Source organism: Pseudomonas putida (assembly GCF_028682635.1).
Classification (GTDB): domain Bacteria; phylum Pseudomonadota; class Gammaproteobacteria; order Pseudomonadales; family Pseudomonadaceae; genus Aquipseudomonas; species Aquipseudomonas putida_AE.
In genome coordinates this window covers 1-20,537 of sequence record NZ_JANHLK010000015.1, presented here as the reverse complement: position 1 = coordinate 20,537, position 20,537 = coordinate 1, and the positions used below count along the sequence as shown (strand labels likewise).

Annotated in this window: 18 protein-coding genes and 1 riboswitch; of the genes, 11 read left to right on the top strand and 7 right to left on the bottom strand. The window is 61.0% G+C overall.

Features of this window, described 5'->3' with window-relative positions:
- The first annotated feature begins 18 nt into the window (after window positions 1-18).
- Complete coding sequence (locus NPS56_RS18970) at window positions 19-1,113, top strand: glycosyltransferase (RefSeq protein WP_274076023.1); 1,095 nt, start codon at window positions 19-21, stop codon at window positions 1,111-1,113.
- On the opposite strand, the gene NPS56_RS18965 is transcribed toward NPS56_RS18970, so the two are convergent.
- Window positions 1,108-1,713 carry a toluene tolerance protein gene (locus tag NPS56_RS18965; RefSeq protein ID WP_274076131.1) on the bottom strand — a complete coding sequence of 202 codons (606 nt, stop codon included), beginning with the start codon at window positions 1,711-1,713 and terminating at the stop codon, window positions 1,108-1,110. The genes NPS56_RS18970 and NPS56_RS18965 overlap by 6 nt on opposite strands.
- Before the next feature lie 110 nt (window positions 1,714-1,823).
- On the opposite strand from NPS56_RS18965, the gene NPS56_RS18960 reads away from it, so the two are divergent.
- From NPS56_RS18960 to hldE, 3 genes are all read left to right on the top strand, one after another.
- Complete coding sequence (locus NPS56_RS18960; protein ID WP_274076022.1) at window positions 1,824-2,996, top strand: O-antigen ligase family protein; 1,173 nt, start codon at window positions 1,824-1,826, stop codon at window positions 2,994-2,996.
- Between the two features lie 15 nt (window positions 2,997-3,011).
- Window positions 3,012-4,817, top strand: coding sequence for a lipid A export permease/ATP-binding protein MsbA (gene msbA, locus NPS56_RS18955; RefSeq protein ID WP_274076021.1), 1,806 nt, complete (start codon window positions 3,012-3,014; stop codon window positions 4,815-4,817).
- 199 nt (window positions 4,818-5,016) lie between these two features.
- On the top strand, window positions 5,017-6,441 hold the full coding sequence (hldE, locus tag NPS56_RS18950) for a bifunctional D-glycero-beta-D-manno-heptose-7-phosphate kinase/D-glycero-beta-D-manno-heptose 1-phosphate adenylyltransferase HldE (protein ID WP_274076020.1): 1,425 nt from the start codon (window positions 5,017-5,019) through the stop codon (window positions 6,439-6,441).
- Between the two features lie 69 nt (window positions 6,442-6,510).
- On the opposite strand, the gene NPS56_RS18945 is transcribed toward hldE, so the two are convergent.
- From NPS56_RS18945 to NPS56_RS18925, 4 genes are all read right to left on the bottom strand, one after another.
- The gene (locus NPS56_RS18945) at window positions 6,511-7,479 is read right to left on the bottom strand and encodes a metal ABC transporter ATPase (RefSeq protein ID WP_274076019.1); all 969 of its coding nucleotides are present in this window, start codon (window positions 7,477-7,479) and stop codon (window positions 6,511-6,513) included.
- 33 nt (window positions 7,480-7,512) lie between these two features.
- Window positions 7,513-8,325: an aldo/keto reductase gene (locus NPS56_RS18940; RefSeq protein ID WP_274076018.1), complete on the bottom strand. Its 813-nt coding sequence runs from the start codon at window positions 8,323-8,325 to the stop codon at window positions 7,513-7,515.
- On the bottom strand, window positions 8,322-9,497 hold the full coding sequence (locus NPS56_RS18935; protein WP_274076017.1) for an NAD(P)/FAD-dependent oxidoreductase: 1,176 nt from the start codon (window positions 9,495-9,497) through the stop codon (window positions 8,322-8,324). Before NPS56_RS18935 ends, NPS56_RS18940 begins: the two co-directional genes overlap by 4 nt.
- Before the next feature lie 181 nt (window positions 9,498-9,678).
- Window positions 9,679-10,011: a DMT family transporter gene (locus NPS56_RS18925; protein WP_008004867.1), complete on the bottom strand. Its 333-nt coding sequence runs from the start codon at window positions 10,009-10,011 to the stop codon at window positions 9,679-9,681.
- Between the two features lie 103 nt (window positions 10,012-10,114).
- Here NPS56_RS18925 and NPS56_RS18920 point away from each other — a divergent pair, with 103 nt between their 5' ends.
- Both NPS56_RS18920 and waaA read left to right on the top strand, forming a co-directional pair.
- Window positions 10,115-11,029 (top strand): LysR family transcriptional regulator, encoded by a 915-nt coding sequence (locus NPS56_RS18920; protein WP_274076016.1) that lies wholly within the window; start codon window positions 10,115-10,117, stop codon window positions 11,027-11,029.
- The gene (waaA, locus tag NPS56_RS18915; protein ID WP_274076015.1) at window positions 11,022-12,299 is read left to right on the top strand and encodes a lipid IV(A) 3-deoxy-D-manno-octulosonic acid transferase; all 1,278 of its coding nucleotides are present in this window, start codon (window positions 11,022-11,024) and stop codon (window positions 12,297-12,299) included. Before NPS56_RS18920 ends, waaA begins: the two co-directional genes overlap by 8 nt.
- A gap of 85 nt (window positions 12,300-12,384) precedes the next feature.
- On the opposite strand, the gene NPS56_RS18910 is transcribed toward waaA, so the two are convergent.
- Window positions 12,385-13,818 carry a TolC family outer membrane protein gene (locus NPS56_RS18910; protein ID WP_274076014.1) on the bottom strand — a complete coding sequence of 478 codons (1,434 nt, stop codon included), beginning with the start codon at window positions 13,816-13,818 and terminating at the stop codon, window positions 12,385-12,387.
- A 205-nt stretch (window positions 13,819-14,023) separates the two neighbouring features.
- Window positions 14,024-14,129: riboswitch (TPP riboswitch) on the top strand.
- Window positions 14,130-14,292: 163 nt separating this feature from the next.
- Between NPS56_RS18910 and thiC the strand changes: the two genes are divergently transcribed.
- Both thiC and cytX read left to right on the top strand, forming a co-directional pair.
- On the top strand, window positions 14,293-16,182 hold the full coding sequence (gene thiC / locus NPS56_RS18905; protein WP_034148712.1) for a phosphomethylpyrimidine synthase ThiC: 1,890 nt from the start codon (window positions 14,293-14,295) through the stop codon (window positions 16,180-16,182).
- Window positions 16,183-16,333: 151 nt separating this feature from the next.
- On the top strand, window positions 16,334-17,626 hold the full coding sequence (cytX, locus tag NPS56_RS18900) for a putative hydroxymethylpyrimidine transporter CytX (protein ID WP_274076013.1): 1,293 nt from the start codon (window positions 16,334-16,336) through the stop codon (window positions 17,624-17,626).
- Here the strand turns inward: cytX and NPS56_RS18895 are convergent.
- Window positions 17,595-18,341, bottom strand: coding sequence for a DUF3298 domain-containing protein (locus NPS56_RS18895; RefSeq protein ID WP_274076012.1), 747 nt, complete (start codon window positions 18,339-18,341; stop codon window positions 17,595-17,597). The two genes, cytX and NPS56_RS18895, sit on opposite strands and share 32 nt — an antisense overlap.
- Before the next feature lie 207 nt (window positions 18,342-18,548).
- On the opposite strand from NPS56_RS18895, the gene NPS56_RS18890 reads away from it, so the two are divergent.
- The 3 genes from NPS56_RS18890 to cpdA all read left to right on the top strand — a co-directional run bounded on the left by NPS56_RS18890 (window position 18,549) and on the right by cpdA (window position 20,528).
- Window positions 18,549-19,166, top strand: a complete 618-nt coding sequence (locus tag NPS56_RS18890) for an NUDIX domain-containing protein (protein ID WP_274076011.1) — start codon at window positions 18,549-18,551, stop codon at window positions 19,164-19,166.
- Entirely contained in the window at window positions 19,157-19,609 is a 453-nt protein-coding gene (locus tag NPS56_RS18885) for a DUF1249 domain-containing protein (RefSeq protein WP_008063540.1), read from the top strand. The genes NPS56_RS18890 and NPS56_RS18885 overlap by 10 nt, the downstream gene beginning before the upstream one ends.
- A gap of 103 nt (window positions 19,610-19,712) precedes the next feature.
- Window positions 19,713-20,528: a 3',5'-cyclic-AMP phosphodiesterase gene (gene cpdA / locus NPS56_RS18880; protein ID WP_274076010.1), complete on the top strand. Its 816-nt coding sequence runs from the start codon at window positions 19,713-19,715 to the stop codon at window positions 20,526-20,528.
- Window positions 20,529-20,537: the final 9 nt, after the last annotated feature.

Genomic DNA, 20,537 nt, shown 5'->3' with positions numbered 1-20,537 from the left:
GTATTGGCTGCTTGCCCTATGAGTATTCTCAACGTGATGTGGGCAGGTGGTGCTCCGTTTGCCTCGATCCACAAGGTGCATCAGCAGATACTGTCTCAAGCCTTGCCCTCGGCCCCGGTGAAAACCTGGTTGCTCCAGGGAGACGCCGCCGAATGCGGAGTGGACGTCGGTGAGATACGCGAGTGGGGACTGTCTTCTGCCCGATTGAAAGGGCGGCATTTCTGGCGATTGACCAAACCCTGGATGCGAGCCCGCTTTCACCGCGCCCTCCAGGACAGCGACGCACGACTGTTGTTGCTCGACGGATTGGGCGTAGCGCGCACGCTGTTACCGATACTCAAGTCCTTGCCGCATATCCGCGTCGTGGTCATCTTTCATGGGGCGACTCGGCTGCATGCGGGTGATCGAGTGCTCTTTCAACAGCTCCCGGCTTCCCAGCTGGCCTTGGCTGCAGTGTCGAACACCCTCGCAGCCTCACTGAGCAGTGACTTGCAAATACCGGTCATGACCTTGCGCAGTGCCTTTGAGCCTGCCGCCTTCTGTTGCGCTTTGCTTCCTCGGGAAGAGGCGCGGACCCGGTTGGGCTTGCCTGCGGACGGTGGGCCGGTATTGGGAGCGGTGGGGCGCCTGGTTTCGGAAAAGGGCTTCGGCTGCCTGCTTGATGCTTTTGCGGCGGCATTGCGGGAGCGCCCCGACCTGAAATTGGTGATTGTCGGGGAAGGCAGCACCCGCGCCTCGCTGCAGGCTCGTATTGATGAGCTGGGGCTGCATGGGCAAGTCTTGCTGCCGGGCCATCTTGATGATGCGGCGCGTCTTTATCGTGCGTTCGACTGGGTCGCGATCCCGTCGCGGGAGGAAGGTCTGGGGCTGATCATGCAGGAGGCGGTCATGGCGGGGGTTCCGGTACTGTCCAGTGACCTGGCGGTATTTCGCGAACAGCTGGCCGATAGTGGCTGGTACGCCCCGGTTGACGATGTGAACGCCTGGCGCGACGCGATCTTGCGAGCGTTCAGCGTCTCTGCCGCAGCGGTCGCCGCTGATCAGTTCCAGGCATTAGGGCCGGATCAAGCCTGGCTGAGCTTCAGCCAGACCGCCCGTGCACTACTCTCATGAGGGCAGCACTGCCTGCTCCAATGCTTGCATCGGAAAGGTGTCGTTCAGGTTCTCGCGTGCAATATAGCGCGCGAAGTGTTGCAGGTTGCGTTTGATCAGATGCCGAGGCAAAGGGGCTCGCAGGAAACGCATGTCAGCCACATCGATCAGGCCCATTTGATTGTCGGGCGTGATCACAATATTGCCCAGGTGCAGTGAGCGGAAGTAGATCCCCGATTGATGCAGTCGACGTATCAATCCGGCCAGTTCAGGCAAGGCTTGCGGCCAGTTGAAACCGTCCTTGCTGGCGATCTGGCGCAGGGTCTGGCCTGGCAGCGGCTGGTACAGCACGGCTGTCATGCCGGGCGCCTGCAGTCGGTAATACTGCAGGACCTGCAAGGTCGGCACACCGAGCTTCTGCAGTTCGACGGCATTGTCGATGAAGCGTTTCGAGTAAGGCCGAAACAAGGCGGATGAAAATATACGCTTGCGACGAAACAGTTTGAGGATATTCCCGTCTTGCAACAGGTAGACTTTTGGCCCGTAACTGTCGGCCTCCAATACTTTGGCACCGTCAATCATTTGATTCAGGGTGGCTTGAGGGAGCCGGGAACATTGCATCGTAGAAAGCCTTGTTGGAAGAACGGGGCGCCATGGCGGGCAATGATGCCGAAAAAATTCAGCTTTAACCATGTCGGGTTGGGTGAGCGAACGCTTACAGGAGCAATTTGATGCAAGAAACTCGTTGGGCGCAAGCATGGATGACAGTAGGTCTTTTGTGGTTTTTGTTGGCCATCGCCATTGCGCCTACCAACAAGCTCTATCAGCAAGGCTTGGTGGTGTTTCTCTGGTTGCCTGCAATCATGCTCTGCTGGTCCGCACGGGCCCGGCTTCGGGAATTGTTCCATGAACAGCGCTGGATCTACCTGCCGTTGCTGGGGCTGGTGATCTGGTCACTGCTCAGTCTTTCATGGTCGAACACGCCTGATCCTGATCGCGCAGCCAAGCGCGTGCTGTACATCGTGGTGTTCCTGTTGTTCTTTCCGGTTTTCGCCAATGCCCGACCCGAGCGCGTGATCCGCGTCATGCAATGGGGAGGTATAGGGCTGGCTGTCACGGCGCTGGTGGCGATCGTCAAATTTTATGGAATGCATGGCAACGTCTGGGTTTCACGCGTGGAAGGGCTGGGCGAATTGTCCCATCCGATCCTGGGCGGCTACGTCATCGGCCTGGCAGCCGTGTGGCTGGTACTCTGGACACCGCGTACGGGCTTGATGCAGGTAGTCTATGCCCTTGCATTGGGCGTTCTGGGGATATTTGTCCTGCTCAGCCAGAGTCGCGGCGCGGCCCTGGCACTGTTTCTCACGATACTGGCCATGCCGGTCTGGTGCCGTGACCGACGCAGTCGTCTCGTCGCGGCGCTCGCATTGATCATCGCGATGCTGGCGTTCTGGCTTTTCGAATCCCTGGTCCTGTCGCGCGGTGTTTCCTATCGCCCGCAGATCCTGATGGCCAGTTTGCAAATGATCGCGGAACACCCATGGCGCGGCCTGGGCCTTGGCAGTAACTACAATGTGTTCGCCGATGGGCAGCATTTTGACCACGCCCATAACCTGTTCACCCACGTAGCCATCGAATTGGGCCTGCCAGGGTTGTTGTTGTGGGTGGCGACCTGGATCGCAGTACTGCGCGAGGCCTGGAAGGTTCGGGAAACGCTCTATGCCAAGGGGGTCATCGGCATCTGGTTGTTCTCTACCCTGGCGATGCAATTCGATGCCGCCAGCCTGAACGGCACACCGAGGGCCGAATGGTTTATCAGCTGGTTACCCATTGGCCTGGCCAGTGTTTTGGTATGGGCGCGGGCCAATCCCGACGCTTGTGATAAAATTTCGCGTTCTTCCTAACCAGTGAGCTCTACGATGAGTGACGCACCGCCCAAAGCGGGACAGGACTCCAGCCTGAAAATCTATTTTCGGCTGTTGGGGTATGTAAAACCTTATCTCGGCCTTTTCTTGCTGAGTATCGTGGGCTTCGTGATCTTTGCCTCCACACAGCCGATGCTGGCGGGGATTCTCAAATATTTCGTCGATGGCCTGAGCAATCCTGAAGCGGTGCTCTTCCCCAACGTCCCTTATCTGAAGGACTTGCAGCTGCTGATGGCCGTGCCATTGCTGATCATCCTGATCGCGGCGTGGCAAGGCCTGGGCTCCTTCCTTGGCAACTATTACCTGGCGAAGGTTTCGCTGGGGCTGGTGCATGACCTGCGGGTCGAGTTGTTCAACAAGTTGCTGGTTCTGCCAAACCGCTATTTCGATACGCATAATTCCGGGCATCTGATCTCGCGCATCACGTTCAACGTGACCATGGTGACCGGTGCCGCTACCGATGCAATCAAGGTGGTGATTCGCGAAGGCCTTACCGTGGTCTTCCTGTTTGCCTACCTGCTGTGGATGAACTGGAAACTGACCATCGTGATGCTGGCCATCCTGCCGCTGATTGCACTCATGGTGGGTAACACCAGCAAGAAATTCCGCAAGCAGAGCAAGAAGATCCAGGTGGCCATGGGCGATGTGACCCATGTGGCGTCCGAGACCATCCAGGGTTATCGCGTGGTGCGCAGCTTCGGTGGCGAGAGCTATGAAGAGCGGCGCTTTGCCGAAGCCAGCCAGGGCAATACCGACAAGCAACTGCGCATGACCAAGACCGGGGCGGTCTACACGCCGATGCTGCAGTTGGTGATCTACACCGCCATGGCCGTGCTGATGTTCCTGGTGCTGTTCCTGCGCGGTGATGCCACCGCCGGTGACCTGGTGGCCTACATCACGGCGGCGGGTCTGCTGCCCAAGCCGATCCGGCAGCTGTCGGAAGTCAGTTCGACCATTCAGAAAGGTGTCGCCGGTGCCGAAAGCATTTTCGAGCAACTGGACGTCGAGCCGGAAGTCGACCACGGTACCGTTGAGCGCGACCGCGTCAATGGCTACCTGGAAGTGCGCAACCTGAGCTTTACCTATCCCGGGACAGAGCGTGAAGTGCTGAAGAACATCAGCTTCACTGCGGCGCCAGGGCAGATGATCGCACTGGTTGGTCGCTCTGGCAGCGGCAAGTCGACACTCGCCAGCCTGATACCGCGCTTCTACCATCATGAAGTCGGCGAGATCCTGCTCGATGATGTCGAAATCGAAGACTACCGCCTGCGCAACCTGCGTCGGCACGTAGCACAAGTCACACAACATGTGACCCTGTTCAACGACACTATCGCCAACAATATCGCCTACGGTGACCTGGCTGGCGCACCTCGCGCAGACATTGAAAAGGCTGCTGCGGACGCCTATGCCATGGACTTCATCGCGCAGATGCCGCAAGGCCTGGATACCCAGGTCGGGGAAAACGGCGTACTGCTGTCCGGCGGCCAGCGCCAGCGCCTGGCGATTGCCCGGGCCTTGCTGAAAAATGCCCCGTTGCTGATTCTCGACGAAGCCACCTCGGCGCTCGATACCGAGTCCGAGCGGCACATTCAGGCAGCCCTGGATCAAGTCATGAAAGGTCGTACCACGCTGGTCATCGCTCACCGGTTGTCGACTATCGAAAAGGCCGACCTGATTCTGGTGATGGATCAGGGTGAAATCGTCGAGCGTGGCACCCACACGCAATTGCTGGCGCAAAATGGCTACTATTCGCGCCTGCATGCGATGGGGCTCGATACGCCGGCCGAAGACATCGCCTGACACCGACTTCAGGGTGAGCCTGGCTCACCCTGATGCTCAGCCGGCGTGCAATGCGCCGCTCGAGTGAATCCATGCGCGATTCTTGCTCAATAATTGATCAAAAAGCCTTGGCGCAAGATCCCGTTGCAGCCGTCACACAAGCCTGTGCCCACCCTGTGTTAATATCGCGCCCCTGTTCATTTTGTATGTGGGTTGCTCCATGAAGTTGTCCATGCCGCGATTCGATCAAGCCCCTGTCTTGGTGGTCGGCGATGTCATGCTCGACCGTTACTGGCATGGTGGTACCTCACGGATTTCCCCTGAGGCGCCAGTACCGGTAGTCAAGGTCGAACACATCGAGGACCGCCCGGGCGGTGCCGCCAACGTTGCGTTGAACATTGCCGCCCTTGGCGCGCCAGCCTCGCTGGTCGGCGTCACTGGCGACGATGAAGCCGCCGACAGCCTGGTCAATAGCCTCAAGGGGGCCGGTGTGCGCGCGTTGTTCCAGCGCATCGCGCACCAGCCGACCATCGTCAAACTGCGGGTCATGAGTCGTCACCAGCAACTGCTGCGAATCGACTTCGAAGAACCGTTCGCCACCGACTCCCTGGCGTTGTCCGTGCAAGTCGACGAACTGCTCGAAGGCATCAAGGTGCTGGTGCTGTCCGACTACGGCAAGGGCGCACTGAAAAACCATCAGGTGTTGATCCAGGCCGCCCGCGCCCGTGGCATTCCGGTGCTGGCCGATCCCAAGGGCAAGGATTTCTCCATTTATCGCGGAGCGAGCCTGATCACGCCGAACCTCAGCGAATTCGAAACCATCGTCGGTGGTTGCGCCGATGAGCACGAATTGGTCAGCAAAGGCGCGCAGCTGATGCACGACCTGGACCTTGGCGCCTTGCTGGTGACCCGTGGTGAGCACGGCATGACCCTGCTGCGGCCTGATCATCCGGCATTGCACCTGCCGGCACGCGCCCGTGAAGTGTTCGACGTGACCGGTGCTGGCGATACGGTGATTTCCACCCTGGCAGCGGCGATTGCTGCGGGTGAAGAGCTGCCGCACGCGGTGGGCCTGGCCAATCTGGCGGCCGGCATCGTGGTCGGCAAGCTTGGTACGGCGGCCATCAGCGCGCCGGAACTGCGTCGGGCTATCCAGCGTGAAGAAGGCTCCGAGCGCGGCGTGTTGGGCCTGGAGCAGCTGTTGCTGGCAGTCGATGATGCGCGTGCGCATAAAGAGAAGATCGTCTTCACCAACGGCTGCTTCGACATCCTGCATGCCGGGCACGTGACGTACCTGGAGCAGGCGCGGGCGCAAGGCGATCGCCTGATCGTCGCGGTCAACGACGATGCGTCGGTCAGCCGCCTGAAAGGGCCCGGCCGTCCGATCAACAGTGTCGACCGGCGCATGGCGGTGCTGGCAGGTCTGGGCGCGGTCGATTGGGTGATCAGTTTCGCTGAAGGCACACCGGAGAACCTGCTGCGCGAGGTCAAGCCGGACGTGCTGGTCAAGGGTGGGGACTACGGGATTGACCAAGTGGTCGGTGCGGACATCGTGACCGCTTACGGCGGGACCGTGAAAGTGCTGGGGCTGGTGGAAAACAGCTCAACGACCGCCATTGTCGAGAAGATCCGCAAGTCCGAATAAACCCAAAAAAAATCGCAACTTGCGGCACGTGACCCTGTAGGAGCTGCCGCAGGCTGCGATCATTTGCTTTTAAGAGTTGACCTTTTTACGCGGCACAATCTTCTTCAGCAGTTGCCTGGCCTTGCCACGCAATCGCGCCAATCCCGAAGCCTTCCCCGGCGGCGTCAAACCCTGCTGCCGCACCCAGTCCTTCCAGCGAATCCGCTCATCTTTCACCAGCCAGCCTTCCTGCCGGGCGAAACTTTCGGCCAGGTACAGCCCACGCGTGCTCGCCGGGTGCAATTGATCCTTTTTCAAGGTGTAGAGCTCGGCCAGGGGGTGGCCATCCTGCAAAGGCATCAGGTACAGGTCGGGACGCTTGCGATCCAGGCGGGCGACCAATTGATCGCCTTCCAGGCGTTCGTCGACGTGAAACAGGCTCAGGGACTTGGCTTCCTTGGGCACCTCCAGGCGCAAGTCGTAGATCAACTGCAGCGATGCGGTCGGCAAGTGCACGTAGGCCCGTGGCCGTTCGATCAATGGCAGGTTGGCGCAACGTACCGGACGTGCCGAGCCGGACAGCGGCGACAGGCGAAACGGCAGGGCTTCGCGGTAGTGCAGGGCGCTGGAGTAGGGCGCGGGTAGCCAGGTGTCGTTGAAGCGTCCGCCGAGCCAGCCTTCCGGGGTTTCCAGCAGGCATTCCTCGGCAATTTCCTGGATGGCCGTGTGCAACGGCAGGTTCAGCTCATGGGCCGGCACGTAGCCGGAAATCAGCTTGAGCACCACGTCGCCGCGGTCCTGCCGCCGTTGGCGCACCAGTACCCAGTAATCGCGATTCTGCCAATGCAGTGTCAGGCGAACCGAAACCCCGAGGTTGGCCAATTCCAGGGAAAAGCGTTGCGTATCGGCGACGGTCACCGGGCGCCGACGTTGCAGGATCTGGGAGAAATTCAGCGGCCTCCCGACGCTCTGATAACTCAGGCCTTCGGGAGTCGCTTCGACGAATAACGGCAGGGTCTTGAAGTTGCTCGGGTTCTTTCTAATGAGCGTACGCGGCATGTCGGCTCCTGCTTTAGGCCGCGTGGGGCGGCATCAGTGGCTACGTAGGACCTGGGCAACGGTCGCCACGTTATGGGCGAGGTGCAGCGGGTTGATCGTTCCGACAATAGCACTGGCCACGCCGGGATGTTCGAACAACAACTCGAAACTGGCGCGCACAGGGTCCACGCCTGGGCTCAGGCACACATGACCGCTGGCGAGGGCTTTCTTGACCAGAATGGCTTTGCCGTGAGCAGCAGCATAGTCAATCACGGCCTTTTCGCTTTGCTCGTTCAGATTGTAGGTGACCATGGCGCAATCACCTTGCTCCAGCGCCTTCAAGCCGCCTTCGACGGTTTTGCCGGAAAAGCCGAAGCCGCGAATCTTGCCTTCGGCCTTGAGTGCGGCAAGGGTTGCGTAGACTTCGCAGTCGTTGAGGATCGCCAGGTCGTTGCCGTCGGAGTGCACCAGCACCAGGTCGATAAAATCAGTTTCAAGGCGTTGCAGGCTGCGCTCCACCGAGAGGCGGGTGTGGGCGGCGCTGAAATCATGGCGGGACTGCCCGTCGGCAAACTCTTCGCCGACCTTGCTGACGATCACCCAATCCTGACGCTGACCCCGCAGCAGCGGGCCGAGGCGCTCTTCGCTGCGACCATAGGCCGGCGCGGTGTCGATCAGGTTGATGCCCATATCACGCGCGAGTTTGAGCAGCATGCGCGCTTCGTCATCATCGGGAATCTGGAAACCGTTGGGGTACTTCACCCCTTGATCGCGGCCGAGTTTTACCGTGCCCAGGCCTAGTGGCGATACTGTCAGGCCAGTGCTGCCCAAGGGGCGGTGAAGGTCGTGCAAAGTCGGTTGGCTCATGGCAGCAGTTGCTCCCAGGCCGGGACGCCCATCGGCGGTTTTGGCAGCGGCGGCAATGCGCTGGCGGGGCCCGGTTGAATGCCATCGCGGGCGAGGCTGGCGATCACCCGGTCGGCGAAGTCCGGCGCCAGTGCCAGTTTGGTTGGCCAGCCCACCAGCAGGCGACCTTCCTCGGCCACAAAGGCGTTGTCGGGGCGGGTCAGCCCCGATTGCAATGGCTCCGCGCGGTCCACGCGCAGGGTTGCCCATTGCACCGTGCTGAGGTCGATCCATGGCAACAACTGGCCGAGTTCTTTTTGCGCGGTGGCGATCTGTTCGGCGGGTTCACGGGCCACGCCTTCGGCTTCGGCAATGTCGCCGCCCAGGTACCAGACCCACTGGCCATCGGCCGCCGGGTGTGTGGTCACGGTAATGCGCGGTTTGGTGCCGCCACCCAGGCAATGGGCGTACAGCGGCTTGAGGCTCGGGCCCTTGGCGATGATCATGTGCAGCGGGCGACGTTGCATGGCGGGCTGGGTCAACCCCAGCGCTTCGAGCAACGCCGCCGTTCCGCCACCGGCGCTCAATACGATGCGTTGGGCGCGGATCTCGCGTTCATCCACCTTGAGGCCGACCAGCACACCACCCTCCAGCAGCGGTTCGATCTTCTGGCCGGCGAGCAGGCCGTCACCCGCGAGGTCTGCCAGGCGCTGGATCAGGCTCGGTACATCGATCACCAGTTCCGCCAGGCGATAGACTTTGCCCTTGAAGCGTTTGTCTTGCAGGGCCGGTGGCAATTGGTCGCCCTTGACCTGATCGACGCGACCGCGCACGGCCTTGCTGGCGAAGAAGCTGGTGAGGTTGCCGGCAATGGTCCCCGGTGACCAGAGATAGTGGGCCTCGGACAGCAGACGCACGCCCGACAGGTCCAGTTCGCCGTCGCCAGCGAGGGCTTCACGCCAGCGCCGCGGCATGTCGGCAATGGCTTCCGAGGCGCCGGTCAGTGCGCCATGCAGAGCATATTTGGCTCCGCCATGGATGATGCCCTGGGACTTCACGCTCTGCCCGCCGCCGAGGCTGGCGCTTTCCACCAGCACGGTCGAAAAACCCTGGCGGCGCAGGCGCGCATTCAGCCAGAGGCCGGCGACACCAGCGCCGACAATGAGAACGTCGGTGGAAATAACGGATGGCATGCGGCGACCTCAGTGTTCAAGACGAGGGCGCAGTATACAGACTCGAAGAAGCGTGGATTTGTTGGTGATCAATTGTGGGAGCGGGCTTGCTCGCGAAGGCGTCGTGTCAGTCGGCTTCAACGGTGGATGACACACCGCATTCGCGAGCAAGCCCGCTCCCACATTGGATTGTGCGTGAGTCTTAGTGTCCGGCGGTTTTGGAGAACAACTGAATCACCACGACACCCAGGACGATTAGCGCCATCCCCAGCATCGCCGGCACATCCAGCTTCTGCCCGTAGATAAACAGCGCCGCGACGCTGACCATTACGATGCCCATGCCGGCCCATACCGCGTATGCCACGCCCACCGGTACGCTGCGCACCACGAGGGTCAGCATCCAGAAGGCGATGCCGTAGCCGACGATCACCAGCAGCAGCGGCAGCGGGGTGCTGAAGCCTTTGACCGCTTTCATCGAAACAGTGGCAATCACTTCGGCGCAGATGGCAATGGCCAGGTAGTAGTAAGCGGTCATGGGTCAATCCTCGTATGAAGTGTTGCTTGTTGAGTTCGGCATTCTAGAGATTCTCCAGATGCGGTAAAGTCATTACCTATCTGTTATGAAGATGGGTTTGTCGATGCAATGGAACCTTGAACAACTGCGCCTGTTTGTCGGCGTGGCGGAGCAACGCTCGTTTTCTGCCGTGGCACGGGACCAGCGCAAAGCCCAGTCGGCGGTCAGTAGTGCAATTGCGCTGTTGGAGGAAGACCTGGGCGTGAGCCTGTTCGACCGCAGCAGCGGCCGCCAGCCGAAACTCACCGAGGCCGGCAACGCCTTGCTGGAAGAGGCGCGGGAAGTGCTGCGCCAATGTGAGCGTCTCAATGGCCGGGCGCTGGCGATGATGCGCGGCCAGGAGGCCCGTCTGCGCCTGGCCCAGGATGAGGCGATGCCGTACCAGCCGATCATCGAAAGCTTCGAAGCCCTGGCGGAAAAATTTCCCAGCATTGAAGTGCAACTGACCAGCGCTGCCCAAGGTGATGTGGCGCGCAAACTGGTGGAGCGTCGGGCCGATCTGGGGTTGCTGTTTTACCACGATCAAATTCCTGAAGCCCTGGAGCGGCGGGTACTGGGCAGTGTCGAGATGGTCACGGTATGCGGCGTCGGGCATCCATTGGCGGCAAAGGCTGAAGTGAACTGCCAGGAACTGGCGCAGCATCGCCAGTTGCTGATGTCCACGCAGTCCAGCGTCTACCCCGGCAGCGAACCGGCCAGCCCGCAGGTCTGGCGGGCCGACAGCTTTTATGTGATGGCTGAATGGTTGGTGCGCGGTCTTGGCTGGGCCTGGCTGCCACGGCACGTAGTTCAGTACCCGGCGTATCAGGATTTGATGGTCGAACTGGTCAGCGAATGGACCCCGCCGGCCCTGGTGGTGGAACTGGTCTGGCGGCGCGATGAGCCGCTGGGTCCGGCGGCTCGCTGGTTGGCGGAACGTTTTGCCGTGCATCTGCAGGCGATCGGTGAAAAAACCGATAAACTCCGCCGCCATGAATAGAACTCTCTACACCGTGCTGTTTTACCTGGGGCTGCCATTGGTGGCGATTCGGCTGTGGCTGCGCTCGCGCAAGGCGCCGGCCTATGCCAAGCGCATCGGCGAGCGTTTCTCCTACGGGATGCCGACGATGAAACCCGGAGGAATCTGGGTGCACGCGGTGTCCGTAGGCGAAAGCATTGCCGCCGCGCCGATGATTCGCGCCTTGCTGCAACGTTATCCACAGCTGCCGATCACCGTGACCTGCATGACCCCCACCGGTTCGGAGCGCATCCAGGCGTTGTTCGCCAACGAGCCGCGCATCCAGCACTGCTATCTGCCGTACGACTTGCCGTGCGCCGCCAAGCGTTTTCTTGATCGCGTCCAGCCAAAGCTGGCGGTGATCATGGAAACCGAACTCTGGCCCAACCATATCCATCAATGCGCCAAGCGCGGGATTCCCGTGGCGCTGGCCAATGCGCGGCTGTCCGAGCGTTCGGCCAGGGGCTATGGTCGCTTCAGAAAACTGACCGCTCCGATGCTCGCCGAGATGAGCCTGTTTGCGGTGCAGACCGAAGCCGAGGCCCAGCGTTTTCGTGAGTTGGGCGCGCGGGGGGAAACCGTCGAAGTCACCGGCTCGATCAAGTTCGACCTGACCATCGACCCGCAACTATTGCAGCGTGCCGCCGAGTTGCGCGGGCAATGGCAGGCGCAGGAACGCCCGGTGTGGATTGCCGCCAGTACCCACGATGGCGAAGACGAGGTGGTCCTGGCAGCCCATCGCCAGTTGCTCGCGAGCCATCCCGATGCCTTGCTGATTCTGGTGCCGCGCCATCCTGAGCGCTTTAACCCGGTTTTCGAATTGTGCCGTCAGCAGGGTTTCGAAACAGTCCGTCGCTCCACGGGCGAACCCGTAACCGCAAAGACTTCGGTGCTGCTGGGTGACACCATGGGCGAGTTGCTGTTTCTCTATGCCCTGGCTGACAGCGCGTTCGTCGGCGGTAGCCTGGTGCCCAATGGCGGGCATAACCTGCTTGAGCCGGCGGCACTCTCCAAGCCAGTGCTGAGCGGCCCTCATCTGTTCAACTTCCTTGAAATCGCAGCGCAGTTGCGCAGTGCCGGGGCGTTGCAGGAGGTTGAGGATGCGCAAGGTCTGGCGGTGGCGGTGCAGCGCCTGTTCGAATTGCCGCGCGATGCGCAGCGGATGTCGGAAGCGGGGTTGAAGGTGATGCGCGCCAATCAGGGGGCGCTGCAGCGGTTATTGGATGGGTTGGGGCGGTTGATCGACCGTTAGAAACAAAAAGATCGCAGCCTGCGGCAGCTCCTACAGGGGGATGCATTCCAATGTAGGAGCTGCCGAAGGCTGCGATCTTTTGCTTTTAAGGCCTTGCCTTGAGTTGCTCAGCCGCGGCCTTCGCCAGATCCGGCGGCAGGAAGTCCTTGTCCGGGTTGTAGTTGGGATTGAGCCAGCGTGCCAGATCCTGCAAGTCCCCCGGGTTCAACGTACCGGCCTGCTGCTTCAAGCGCAGGTTGTCGAGGATGTAGTCGTAGCGGGTGTTGTTGTAGTCACGCACCGACGTGTAGAGCGAGCGCTGTGCATCCAGCACGTCGACGATGTTTCGCGTGCCCACCTGATAGCCGATTTCGGTCGCTTCCACCGCGCTCTGGTTGGAGATGATCGATTGCTTGCGCGCCTGCACCTGCTCGACATCGGTATTCACCGCGCGGTGCAGGTCACGGGTGTTTTCGACGATTTGTCGACGCAGGGATTCGCGTTGCTGCTCGGTCTGGTCCAGCTGCGCATAGGATTGGCGCACCTGGGAATTGATCAGGCCACCGCTGTAGATCGGGATGTTCAGTTGCAGGCCAACCGAGGTCTGCTCGACGTCGCCCTTGTACGGTTGGCCGAAGGCGCTCGGGTTGCTGAAACCCAGTGCATCGTTGTCGCCTTTCTGGTATTGCGCCACGGCGTCGAGTGTCGGCGCATGGCCGGACTTGCGCTGCTTGACGGTTTGCTCGGCGGCGCTGACGGCGTAGTTGCTGGCCAGCAGGTTGAGGTTCTGCCTGGCCGCCGTTTCGACCCAGGCCTTGGCGTCGTTCGGCGCGGGCGGCAGGATCGGCAGGTTGTGGCTGATGCCCTGGATCGAGTTGTACTGACGGTTGGTCAGGGTGACCAAGGCTTCGAAGGCATCATCCACCTGGCGCTGGGCAACGATGCGGTTGGCGCGTGCGGTGTCGTAGCTGGCTTGCGAGTTCAGTACGTCGGTCTTGTCCGAGAGACCGACATCGAAGCGTTCGTTGGACTGGTCGAGCTGACGCTTGAACGCGGCTTCCTCGGCCTTGGTCGAGGCCAGGTTGTCCTGGCTGCGCAACACGTTGAAGTAACTGTCGGCCGTCTGCAGGATCAGGTTCTGCTGGGTCGCGGAAAGCTGCAATGCGGCCTGTTCGTTGACGTCCTTGGCGGCCTGGAACTGGAACCAGCGATCGGCGCGAAACAGCGGTTGCGCCAGGGTCGCCTGGTACGAATGGGCATTACGGTTGGCCGTGGCCGACGGCTGATCGATCGCCGTGCGTACGTTGGCAACATCGGCACCGCCCGACAGATTGGGCAGCAGTCCGGCACGGGCCTGGGGCACGACTTCCTTCTGGGCGCCATATTGGGCGATGGCAGCGGCGAGGTCGGCGTTGTTGTTCACCGCTTCCTGGTAGACGCTGACCAGATCGGTCCTGGTCGATAAGGGCGCTTCTGCTGCCCAGGCCATTCCATTGGACGCACAAGACACGGCAAGGGCCAGTGAGAGTTTGCGCAGCATAGGCGTTCCCTAGTAAAAATATTACACAAGTAATTTGAGCGCCAAGGCTAAGGCGCTGCCTGTGCAACGTCAATGCGCAGCTTGGCGTAGCGAGTGTAGTTGTGCATTGGAGCGGCAACAATCCTGGCGATCGCGCTAATTGCGCCATTCATCACGGTGTTTGCAACGGAGTTGGCGTTCTCTGCCAGTTGTGTCTAGACTGGCCGGGTTCTTGTCGGGGTGCCTTGCTATGAGGCTGAGATCGAATAATTTCGGATCCCGTTGAACCTGATCAGGTTAGCGCCTGCGTAGGGAACAAGATTTCTCGTCACCCGGCGAGTCCTCTTGTGCTTCGTCCGGGATGTTGTTCGACAATCGAACACCCCTCGAGCACTGAGCACAGCACAGCTGGTTTTTCAGCGCCCGTGCGTCCATTCGTTTACAGGTTCGCTCCGACAAAATTCCACTGCCTGGATGCTGTCTGGAGAGCCCGTGATGACTACAAAAGCAAAAATCGCCACCAACCTGAGTGACTCGGCCAAGGTCGATCAACAATCGGTGCAGCCGTTTACCCGCTCGCAAAAAATCTATGTCCAGGGCACTCGCCCGGACATCCTCGTGCCGATGCGCGAAATCAGCCTCGACGTGACGCCAACCGACTTCGGTGGCGAGGTCAACGCGCCGGTCGTGGTCTATGACACATCCGGCCCGTACACCGACCCCAACGTCATCATCGACGTGCGCAAAGGCCTGGCCGATGTGCGCTCGCCCTGGATCGAATCCCGCGGCGACACCGAGCGCCTGAGCGGCCTGAGCTCCAACTTCGGCCAGGAACGCCTCGCCGACCCGGAGCTGACCAAGCTGCGTTTTGCCCACGTGAACAACCCGCGTCGCGCCAAGCCGGGTGCCAACGTCAGCCAGATGCACTACGCGCGCCAGGGCATCATCACCGCCGAGATGGAATACGTCGCCATCCGCGAAAACATGAAGCTGGAAGTGGCCCGCGCCGCCGGCCTGCTGGACCAGCAACACGCCGGCCACAGCTTCGGCGCCAGCGTGCCGAAAATCATCACCCCGGAATTCGTCCGTGACGAAATCGCCCGCGGCCGCGCGATCATTCCGGCCAACATCAACCACACCGAACTGGAACCGATGATCATCGGCCGTAACTTCCTGGTGAAGATCAACGGCAACATCGGCAACAGCGCCCTGGGTTCGTCCATCGAAGAAGAAGTGGCGAAACTGACCTGGGGCATTCGCTGGGGTTCGGACACGGTCATGGACCTGTCCACCGGCAAACACATTCACGAAACCCGCGAGTGGATCATCCGCAACTCGCCGGTGCCGATCGGTACCGTGCCGATCTACCAGGCCCTGGAAAAAGTCGGCGGCGTCGCCGAAGACCTGACCTGGGAGCTGTTCCGCGACACCCTGATCGAGCAGGCCGAGCAGGGCGTCGACTACTTCACCATCCACGCCGGCGTGTTGCTGCGCTACGTGCCAATGACCGCCAAGCGCGTGACCGGCATCGTCTCCCGTGGCGGTTCGATCATGGCCAAGTGGTGCCTGGCGCACCACAAGGAAAACTTCCTCTACACCCATTTCGAAGACATCTGCGAAATCATGAAGGCCTACGACGTCAGCTTCTCGCTGGGTGATGGCCTGCGTCCTGGCTCGATTGCCGATGCCAACGACGAAGCGCAGTTCGGCGAGCTGGAGACCCTCGGCGAGCTGACCAAGATCGCCTGGAAGCACGACGTGCAGTGCATGATCGAAGGCCCGGGCCACGTGCCGATGCAGTTGATCAAGGAGAACATGGACAAGCAGCTGGAATGCTGCGACGAGGCGCCGTTCTACACCCTCGGCCCGCTGACCACCGACATCGCGCCGGGCTACGACCACATCACCTCCGGTATTGGCGCGGCGATGATCGGCTGGTTCGGTTGCGCCATGCTCTGCTACGTCACGCCCAAGGAGCACCTGGGCCTGCCAAACAAGGATGACGTCAAGACCGGGATCATCACCTACAAGATCGCCGCGCATGCCGCCGATCTGGCGAAGGGGCATCCGGGCGCACAGATCCGCGACAATGCCTTGAGCAAGGCGCGTTTCGAATTCCGTTGGGAAGACCAGTTCAACCTGGGCCTTGATCCGGATACCGCCCGTTCGTATCACGATGAGACGCTGCCGAAGGATTCGGCCAAGGTCGCGCACTTCTGCTCCATGTGCGGGCCGAAATTCTGCTCGATGAAAATTACCCAGGAAGTCCGCGAGTATGCGGCCAACCAACGGATCGAGGCGGTCGACGTGGATGTTGCCCAGGGCATGGCCGAACAGGCTGAGCGCTTCAAGCAGGAAGGCAGTCAGCTGTATCAGAAAGTTTGATCTGACCTGAAAGGGTGGGGCCTGCACAGGCCCCATCGCCAGCAGGCTGGCTCCCACATTGGATCTGTGAGTTTCACAAGTCCCCTGTGGGAGCCAGCCTGCTGGCGATAGCGATCAACACAACAACAAATGTCCCTCTGAGATAACACCCTTGAGCATTCAACCGAGTACTTATTCCCCCGACATCGCGGTGCCGACCGACAAACGTGTGTTCGGCGGCCGCGATCTGTTTTCCCTGTGGTTCTCCCTCGGCATCGGCCTGATGGTCCTGCAGACCGGCGCACTGCTCGCGCCAGGCCTGGGCCTGTCCGGCTCGCTGCTGGCGATTTTCCTCGGCACGCTGGTCGGCGTTCTACTGCTGGCTGCCGTCGGCGTGATCGGCAGCGACACCGGCCTGTCATCCATGGCCGCGCTCAAACTCAGCCTCGGCAGCAAAGGCGCCAGCCTGCCGGCGGTGCTGAACCTGCTGCAACTGATCGGTTGGGGCTCGTTCGAGATCATCGTCATGCGCGATGCCGCCAGTCTGTTGGGCGCCAAGGCCTTCAGCGAGGGTAGCGTACTGTCCAATCCAGTGCTGTGGACCCTGTTCTTCGGCGCGCTGGCGACCCTGTTGGCCGTCAGCGGTCCGTTGACCTTCGTGCGCCAGATCCTGCGTAAATGGGGCATCTGGCTGTTGCTGGCAGCGTGCATCTGGCTGACCTGGAACCTGTTCGCCAAAGCCGACCTGGCTGCCTTGTGGGCGCAGGCCGGTGACGGTTCGATGCCGTTCGCGGTGGGCTTCGACATCGCTATCGCGATGCCGCTGTCGTGGCTGCCACTGATTGCCGACTATTCGCGTTTCGGCAAGCGTGCGAAGAATGTCTTCGGCGGGACGGCGATTGGCTTCTTCATCGGTAATTTCTGGCTGATGAGCCTGGGCGTGGCCTACACCCTGGCGTTCGCGCCGAGCGGTGAAGTCAATGCCTTGCTGCTGGCATTGGCGGGTGCGGGCCTGGGCATTCCGCTGCTGCTGATCCTGCTCGATGAGTCGGAAAACGCCTTTGCCGACATTCACTCGGCAGCCGTTTCCAGCGGGATCCTGTTGCGCCTGAAAGTCGAGCACCTGGCCCTGGCCATTGGCGTGATCTGCACCCTGATCGCCTTGCTGGCGCCACTGGCCCAGTACCAGAACTTCCTGCTGTTGATCGGATCGGTGTTTGCGCCGCTGTTCGGCGTGGTGCTGGTGGATCACTTCATCCTGCGCAAACGCAGTGGCCAAGTGGCGTCAGCCGCATTGCGCTGGCCGGCGCTGCTCGCCTGGTTGGGCGGGGTGAGCACCTATCACTTGCTGGCCAATCTGTATCCGGACATCGGCGCAACCCTGCCGGCGTTGATCCTGGCAGGGCTGCTGCAGCTGGTGCTGGGCCGGGCCTTCAGTTACGGCCGGGAAACAGCTCGGGCTTGATGATGCCGTTCAGGCGAGGGTAGCGGATCTTCAGTTCGACATGGCCCAGCGCGTAAGGCGCGATGCTGCTTGTTTCGTACTTGAGGATCACCCCGCCGTAGGTCAGCGCCACGTTCTGGGTTTTCTGGAACGGCCAGCTCTTGACGAACTCCGGTTCCTGATCGAGCTTGGTGCTGATCAACCAGCTGTTATGCGCCACCTGCGCGGCTTTCCAGAACGCCTCTTCCTGCCCGGGCACCAGCATGTCCGACAGTGTCAGCACTTTATGCTGCTGACGCGAGTAGTTGATGAACCCCCGACCCGGCGTGCCATGGGCGCCGCCGGTGTCCAGGTAGCTGGACAACTCGATGATCACCAGTCCGTCATGCTGCTCACGTACCTTGGCCTGCAGGTAAATGCTGTTGCGCGGACCTGCGGTGCGCAAAAACTGTTCGCGATAGGCCGCCAGCGTCGGCGCCACCGGGGCGTCGGGTGAGGTGCGGGTCATTTGCAGCAGGCGTTTTTCGATGATGCCGTCCAGTTCAGGCTCGGCGGGGAAGTGCAGGGTATCGATGTTCACCAGCGGACAGTCCTGGTCCGTACAGCCTGGCTTGAGTTGCTCGGTGGCGTCGCGGGTAGTTTCCAGCGGCGCGCGATAGTTGGGCTGGAACAGGCTCTGGCAAGCGCCCAGGGTCAGGGCGAGAGCGGCCACGGAGGCAATTTTAAAAAGCGACATGGGCGTCCTTCATAAAACAGGGAAAGGCGAAAAGTTACCCGCTTCGACTGTCAACGGAGCAGTCAGTTCGCCACTAAGCTAATTAGAGTGGGTTTCGCCCTCACCGTCCATCTCGATGAAGGTAAAGGGGCTGCATCAAACCTCACGGGCGCGTTAGGATGGCGCGAAGTCGAGGTTGGAGCCTCGGTGTCAGATACGAGGATAGTCATGACTGATTTTGCCAAAGCCATTCCGACCGCCGTGGATATCGTTCGGCGCGAAAAGTGCTTCGAGGGTTTCTACAAGCTCGATCGCGTGCACTTGCGCCACGAACTGTTCGCCGGCGGCATGAGCCGCGAAATCAGCCGTGAACTGTTCGTGCGCCACGATGCGGTGTGCATGCTGCCCTACGACCCACAACGCGACGAAGTGGTGCTGATCGAGCAGTTTCGCGTCGGCGCCCTGGGCAAGATCGACAATCCATGGCTGATCGAACTGGTCGCTGGTCTGATCGACAAGGATGAGCAACCGGAAGAAGTTGCTCACCGCGAAGCGCAGGAGGAAGCTGGGCTTGTCATCGGGGCGCTGTGGCCGATGACCCAATATTTTCCATCGCCGGGCGGCAGCAACGAATTCGTGCATTTGTACCTGGGACGTTGCGATAGTAGTGGGGTAGGCGGCCTGCATGGGCTGGAGGAAGAGGCTGAAGATATCCGCGTCACGGTGTGGGCGTTCGAAGATGCCCTGCAAGCCGTACGCGACGGACGTATTGCCAACGCGGCCAGCATCATTGCCTTGCAATGGCTGGCACTGAACCGCGTTGAAGTGAGGGGGCTATGGTCGTAAACAAGCTGCGCGATCGCTATCGGGTGGACCTCGTGGGGCTACAGGCATCCTGCGAGGCGAACTACGCGCGCCTGATGCGATTGTTGCCGGACATGCGCAGCGAGCCGGCGGCGCGGCGGATCGCCGTGACCCATGGCGACCAGATGCTGGGCGTGCTGGCGCTGGAGGTGCTGCAGGTCTGTCCCTACACCACGACCCTGCAGGTGCGCCAGGAGCACAGTCTGCCCTGGCTGCCGGTGCCGCAACTGGAAGTGCAGGTCTATCACGACGCGTGCATGGCCGAAGTGGTCAGCGCCGAACATGCGCGGCGCTTTCGCGGCATCTATCCTTACCCGAACGCCTCGATGCATCAGCCCGACGAGAAGGCCCAGCTGAACATGTTCCTGGGCGAGTGGTTGAGTCATTGCCTGGCGTTGGGGCACGAGTACGAAGTGGTCCGTTGACGTTCTTGTGAACTGCGTCAGGTTCGCGGATTCCCCTTTTTGATCATCCCCCAGCATAATTGCGCCATAATTCAACCCCGCGATCACGCCCTGGGAGAACGCCTTGCCGAGCGTATCCAACTTGACCACCGCCGATCCGGCGTTGCTGGTGCAACTCTCCGACAGTCACCTGTTCGCCGAAGCGGACGGGATGCTGCTGGGCATGAATACCCGTGACAGCCTGCAAAAAGTCATCGACTTGGTACGCGAGCAGCAGCCTCGGATCGATCTGATCCTGGCCACCGGCGATTTGTCCCAGGACGGCACGCTCGAGTCATACCAGCAGTTTCGCGAGTTGACCCGACAGCTCGACGCGCCGGCGCGCTGGATTCCCGGCAATCACGACGAGCCGCGGATAATGGCCGAGGCCGCGGTGCAGAGCGCCTTGCTGGAGCCGGTGGTGGATGTTGGCAACTGGCGGGTCACCCTGCTCGATTCGGCCGTGCCGGGCTCGGTACCGGGGTATTTGCAGGATGAACAGTTGCAGTTGTTGGCCCGTTCCTTGAGCGAAGCGCCAGAGCGGCACCATCTGGTGTGCCTGCACCATCACCCGGTATCGATCGGCTGTGCGTGGATGGAGCCGATCGGTCTGCGCAATCCTGAAGCGTTTTTTGAAGTCCTGGATCGTTTTCCACAGGTGCGTGCCGTGCTGTGGGGGCATGTGCATCAGGAAATCGATCAATTGAGTAACGGCGTGCGTCTGATCGCCTCGCCATCGACCTGCATTCAGTTCGAACCGGGCAGCGAAGACTTCAAGGTCGGGGAGCAGGCGCCGGGGTATCGCTGGTTGCGGTTGTTGCCGGATGGGCGGCTGGAAACCGGTGTGGAACGCCTGACCGGGTTCGACTTTCAGGTCGATTACGGCTCCAACGGCTACTAACCCATCCCT

What these genes read in the sequence shown, in the direction of transcription:
- NPS56_RS18920 (WP_274076016.1), top strand. Translation starts at nt 10,115, where the DNA reads ATGCAATGGAACCTTGAACAACTGCGCCTGTTTGTCGGCGTGGCGGAG.
- NPS56_RS18895 (WP_274076012.1), bottom strand. Translation starts at nt 18,341, where the DNA reads ATGTCGCTTTTTAAAATTGCCTCCGTGGCCGCTCTCGCCCTGACCCTG.
- NPS56_RS18890 (WP_274076011.1), top strand. Translation starts at nt 18,549, where the DNA reads ATGACTGATTTTGCCAAAGCCATTCCGACCGCCGTGGATATCGTTCGG.
- NPS56_RS18945 (WP_274076019.1), bottom strand. Translation starts at nt 7,479, where the DNA reads ATGCCGCGTACGCTCATTAGAAAGAACCCGAGCAACTTCAAGACCCTG.
- waaA (WP_274076015.1), top strand. Translation starts at nt 11,022, where the DNA reads ATGAATAGAACTCTCTACACCGTGCTGTTTTACCTGGGGCTGCCATTG.
- NPS56_RS18885 (WP_008063540.1), top strand. Translation starts at nt 19,157, where the DNA reads ATGGTCGTAAACAAGCTGCGCGATCGCTATCGGGTGGACCTCGTGGGG.
- NPS56_RS18925 (WP_008004867.1), bottom strand. Translation starts at nt 10,011, where the DNA reads ATGACCGCTTACTACTACCTGGCCATTGCCATCTGCGCCGAAGTGATT.
- thiC (WP_034148712.1), top strand. Translation starts at nt 14,293, where the DNA reads ATGACTACAAAAGCAAAAATCGCCACCAACCTGAGTGACTCGGCCAAG.
- NPS56_RS18940 (WP_274076018.1), bottom strand. Translation starts at nt 8,325, where the DNA reads ATGAGCCAACCGACTTTGCACGACCTTCACCGCCCCTTGGGCAGCACT.
- NPS56_RS18935 (WP_274076017.1), bottom strand. Translation starts at nt 9,497, where the DNA reads ATGCCATCCGTTATTTCCACCGACGTTCTCATTGTCGGCGCTGGTGTC.
- NPS56_RS18970 (WP_274076023.1), top strand. Translation starts at nt 19, where the DNA reads ATGAGTATTCTCAACGTGATGTGGGCAGGTGGTGCTCCGTTTGCCTCG.
- NPS56_RS18960 (WP_274076022.1), top strand. Translation starts at nt 1,824, where the DNA reads ATGCAAGAAACTCGTTGGGCGCAAGCATGGATGACAGTAGGTCTTTTG.
- msbA (WP_274076021.1), top strand. Translation starts at nt 3,012, where the DNA reads ATGAGTGACGCACCGCCCAAAGCGGGACAGGACTCCAGCCTGAAAATC.
- hldE (WP_274076020.1), top strand. Translation starts at nt 5,017, where the DNA reads ATGAAGTTGTCCATGCCGCGATTCGATCAAGCCCCTGTCTTGGTGGTC.
- NPS56_RS18910 (WP_274076014.1), bottom strand. Translation starts at nt 13,818, where the DNA reads ATGCTGCGCAAACTCTCACTGGCCCTTGCCGTGTCTTGTGCGTCCAAT.
- NPS56_RS18965 (WP_274076131.1), bottom strand. Translation starts at nt 1,713, where the DNA reads ATGCAATGTTCCCGGCTCCCTCAAGCCACCCTGAATCAAATGATTGAC.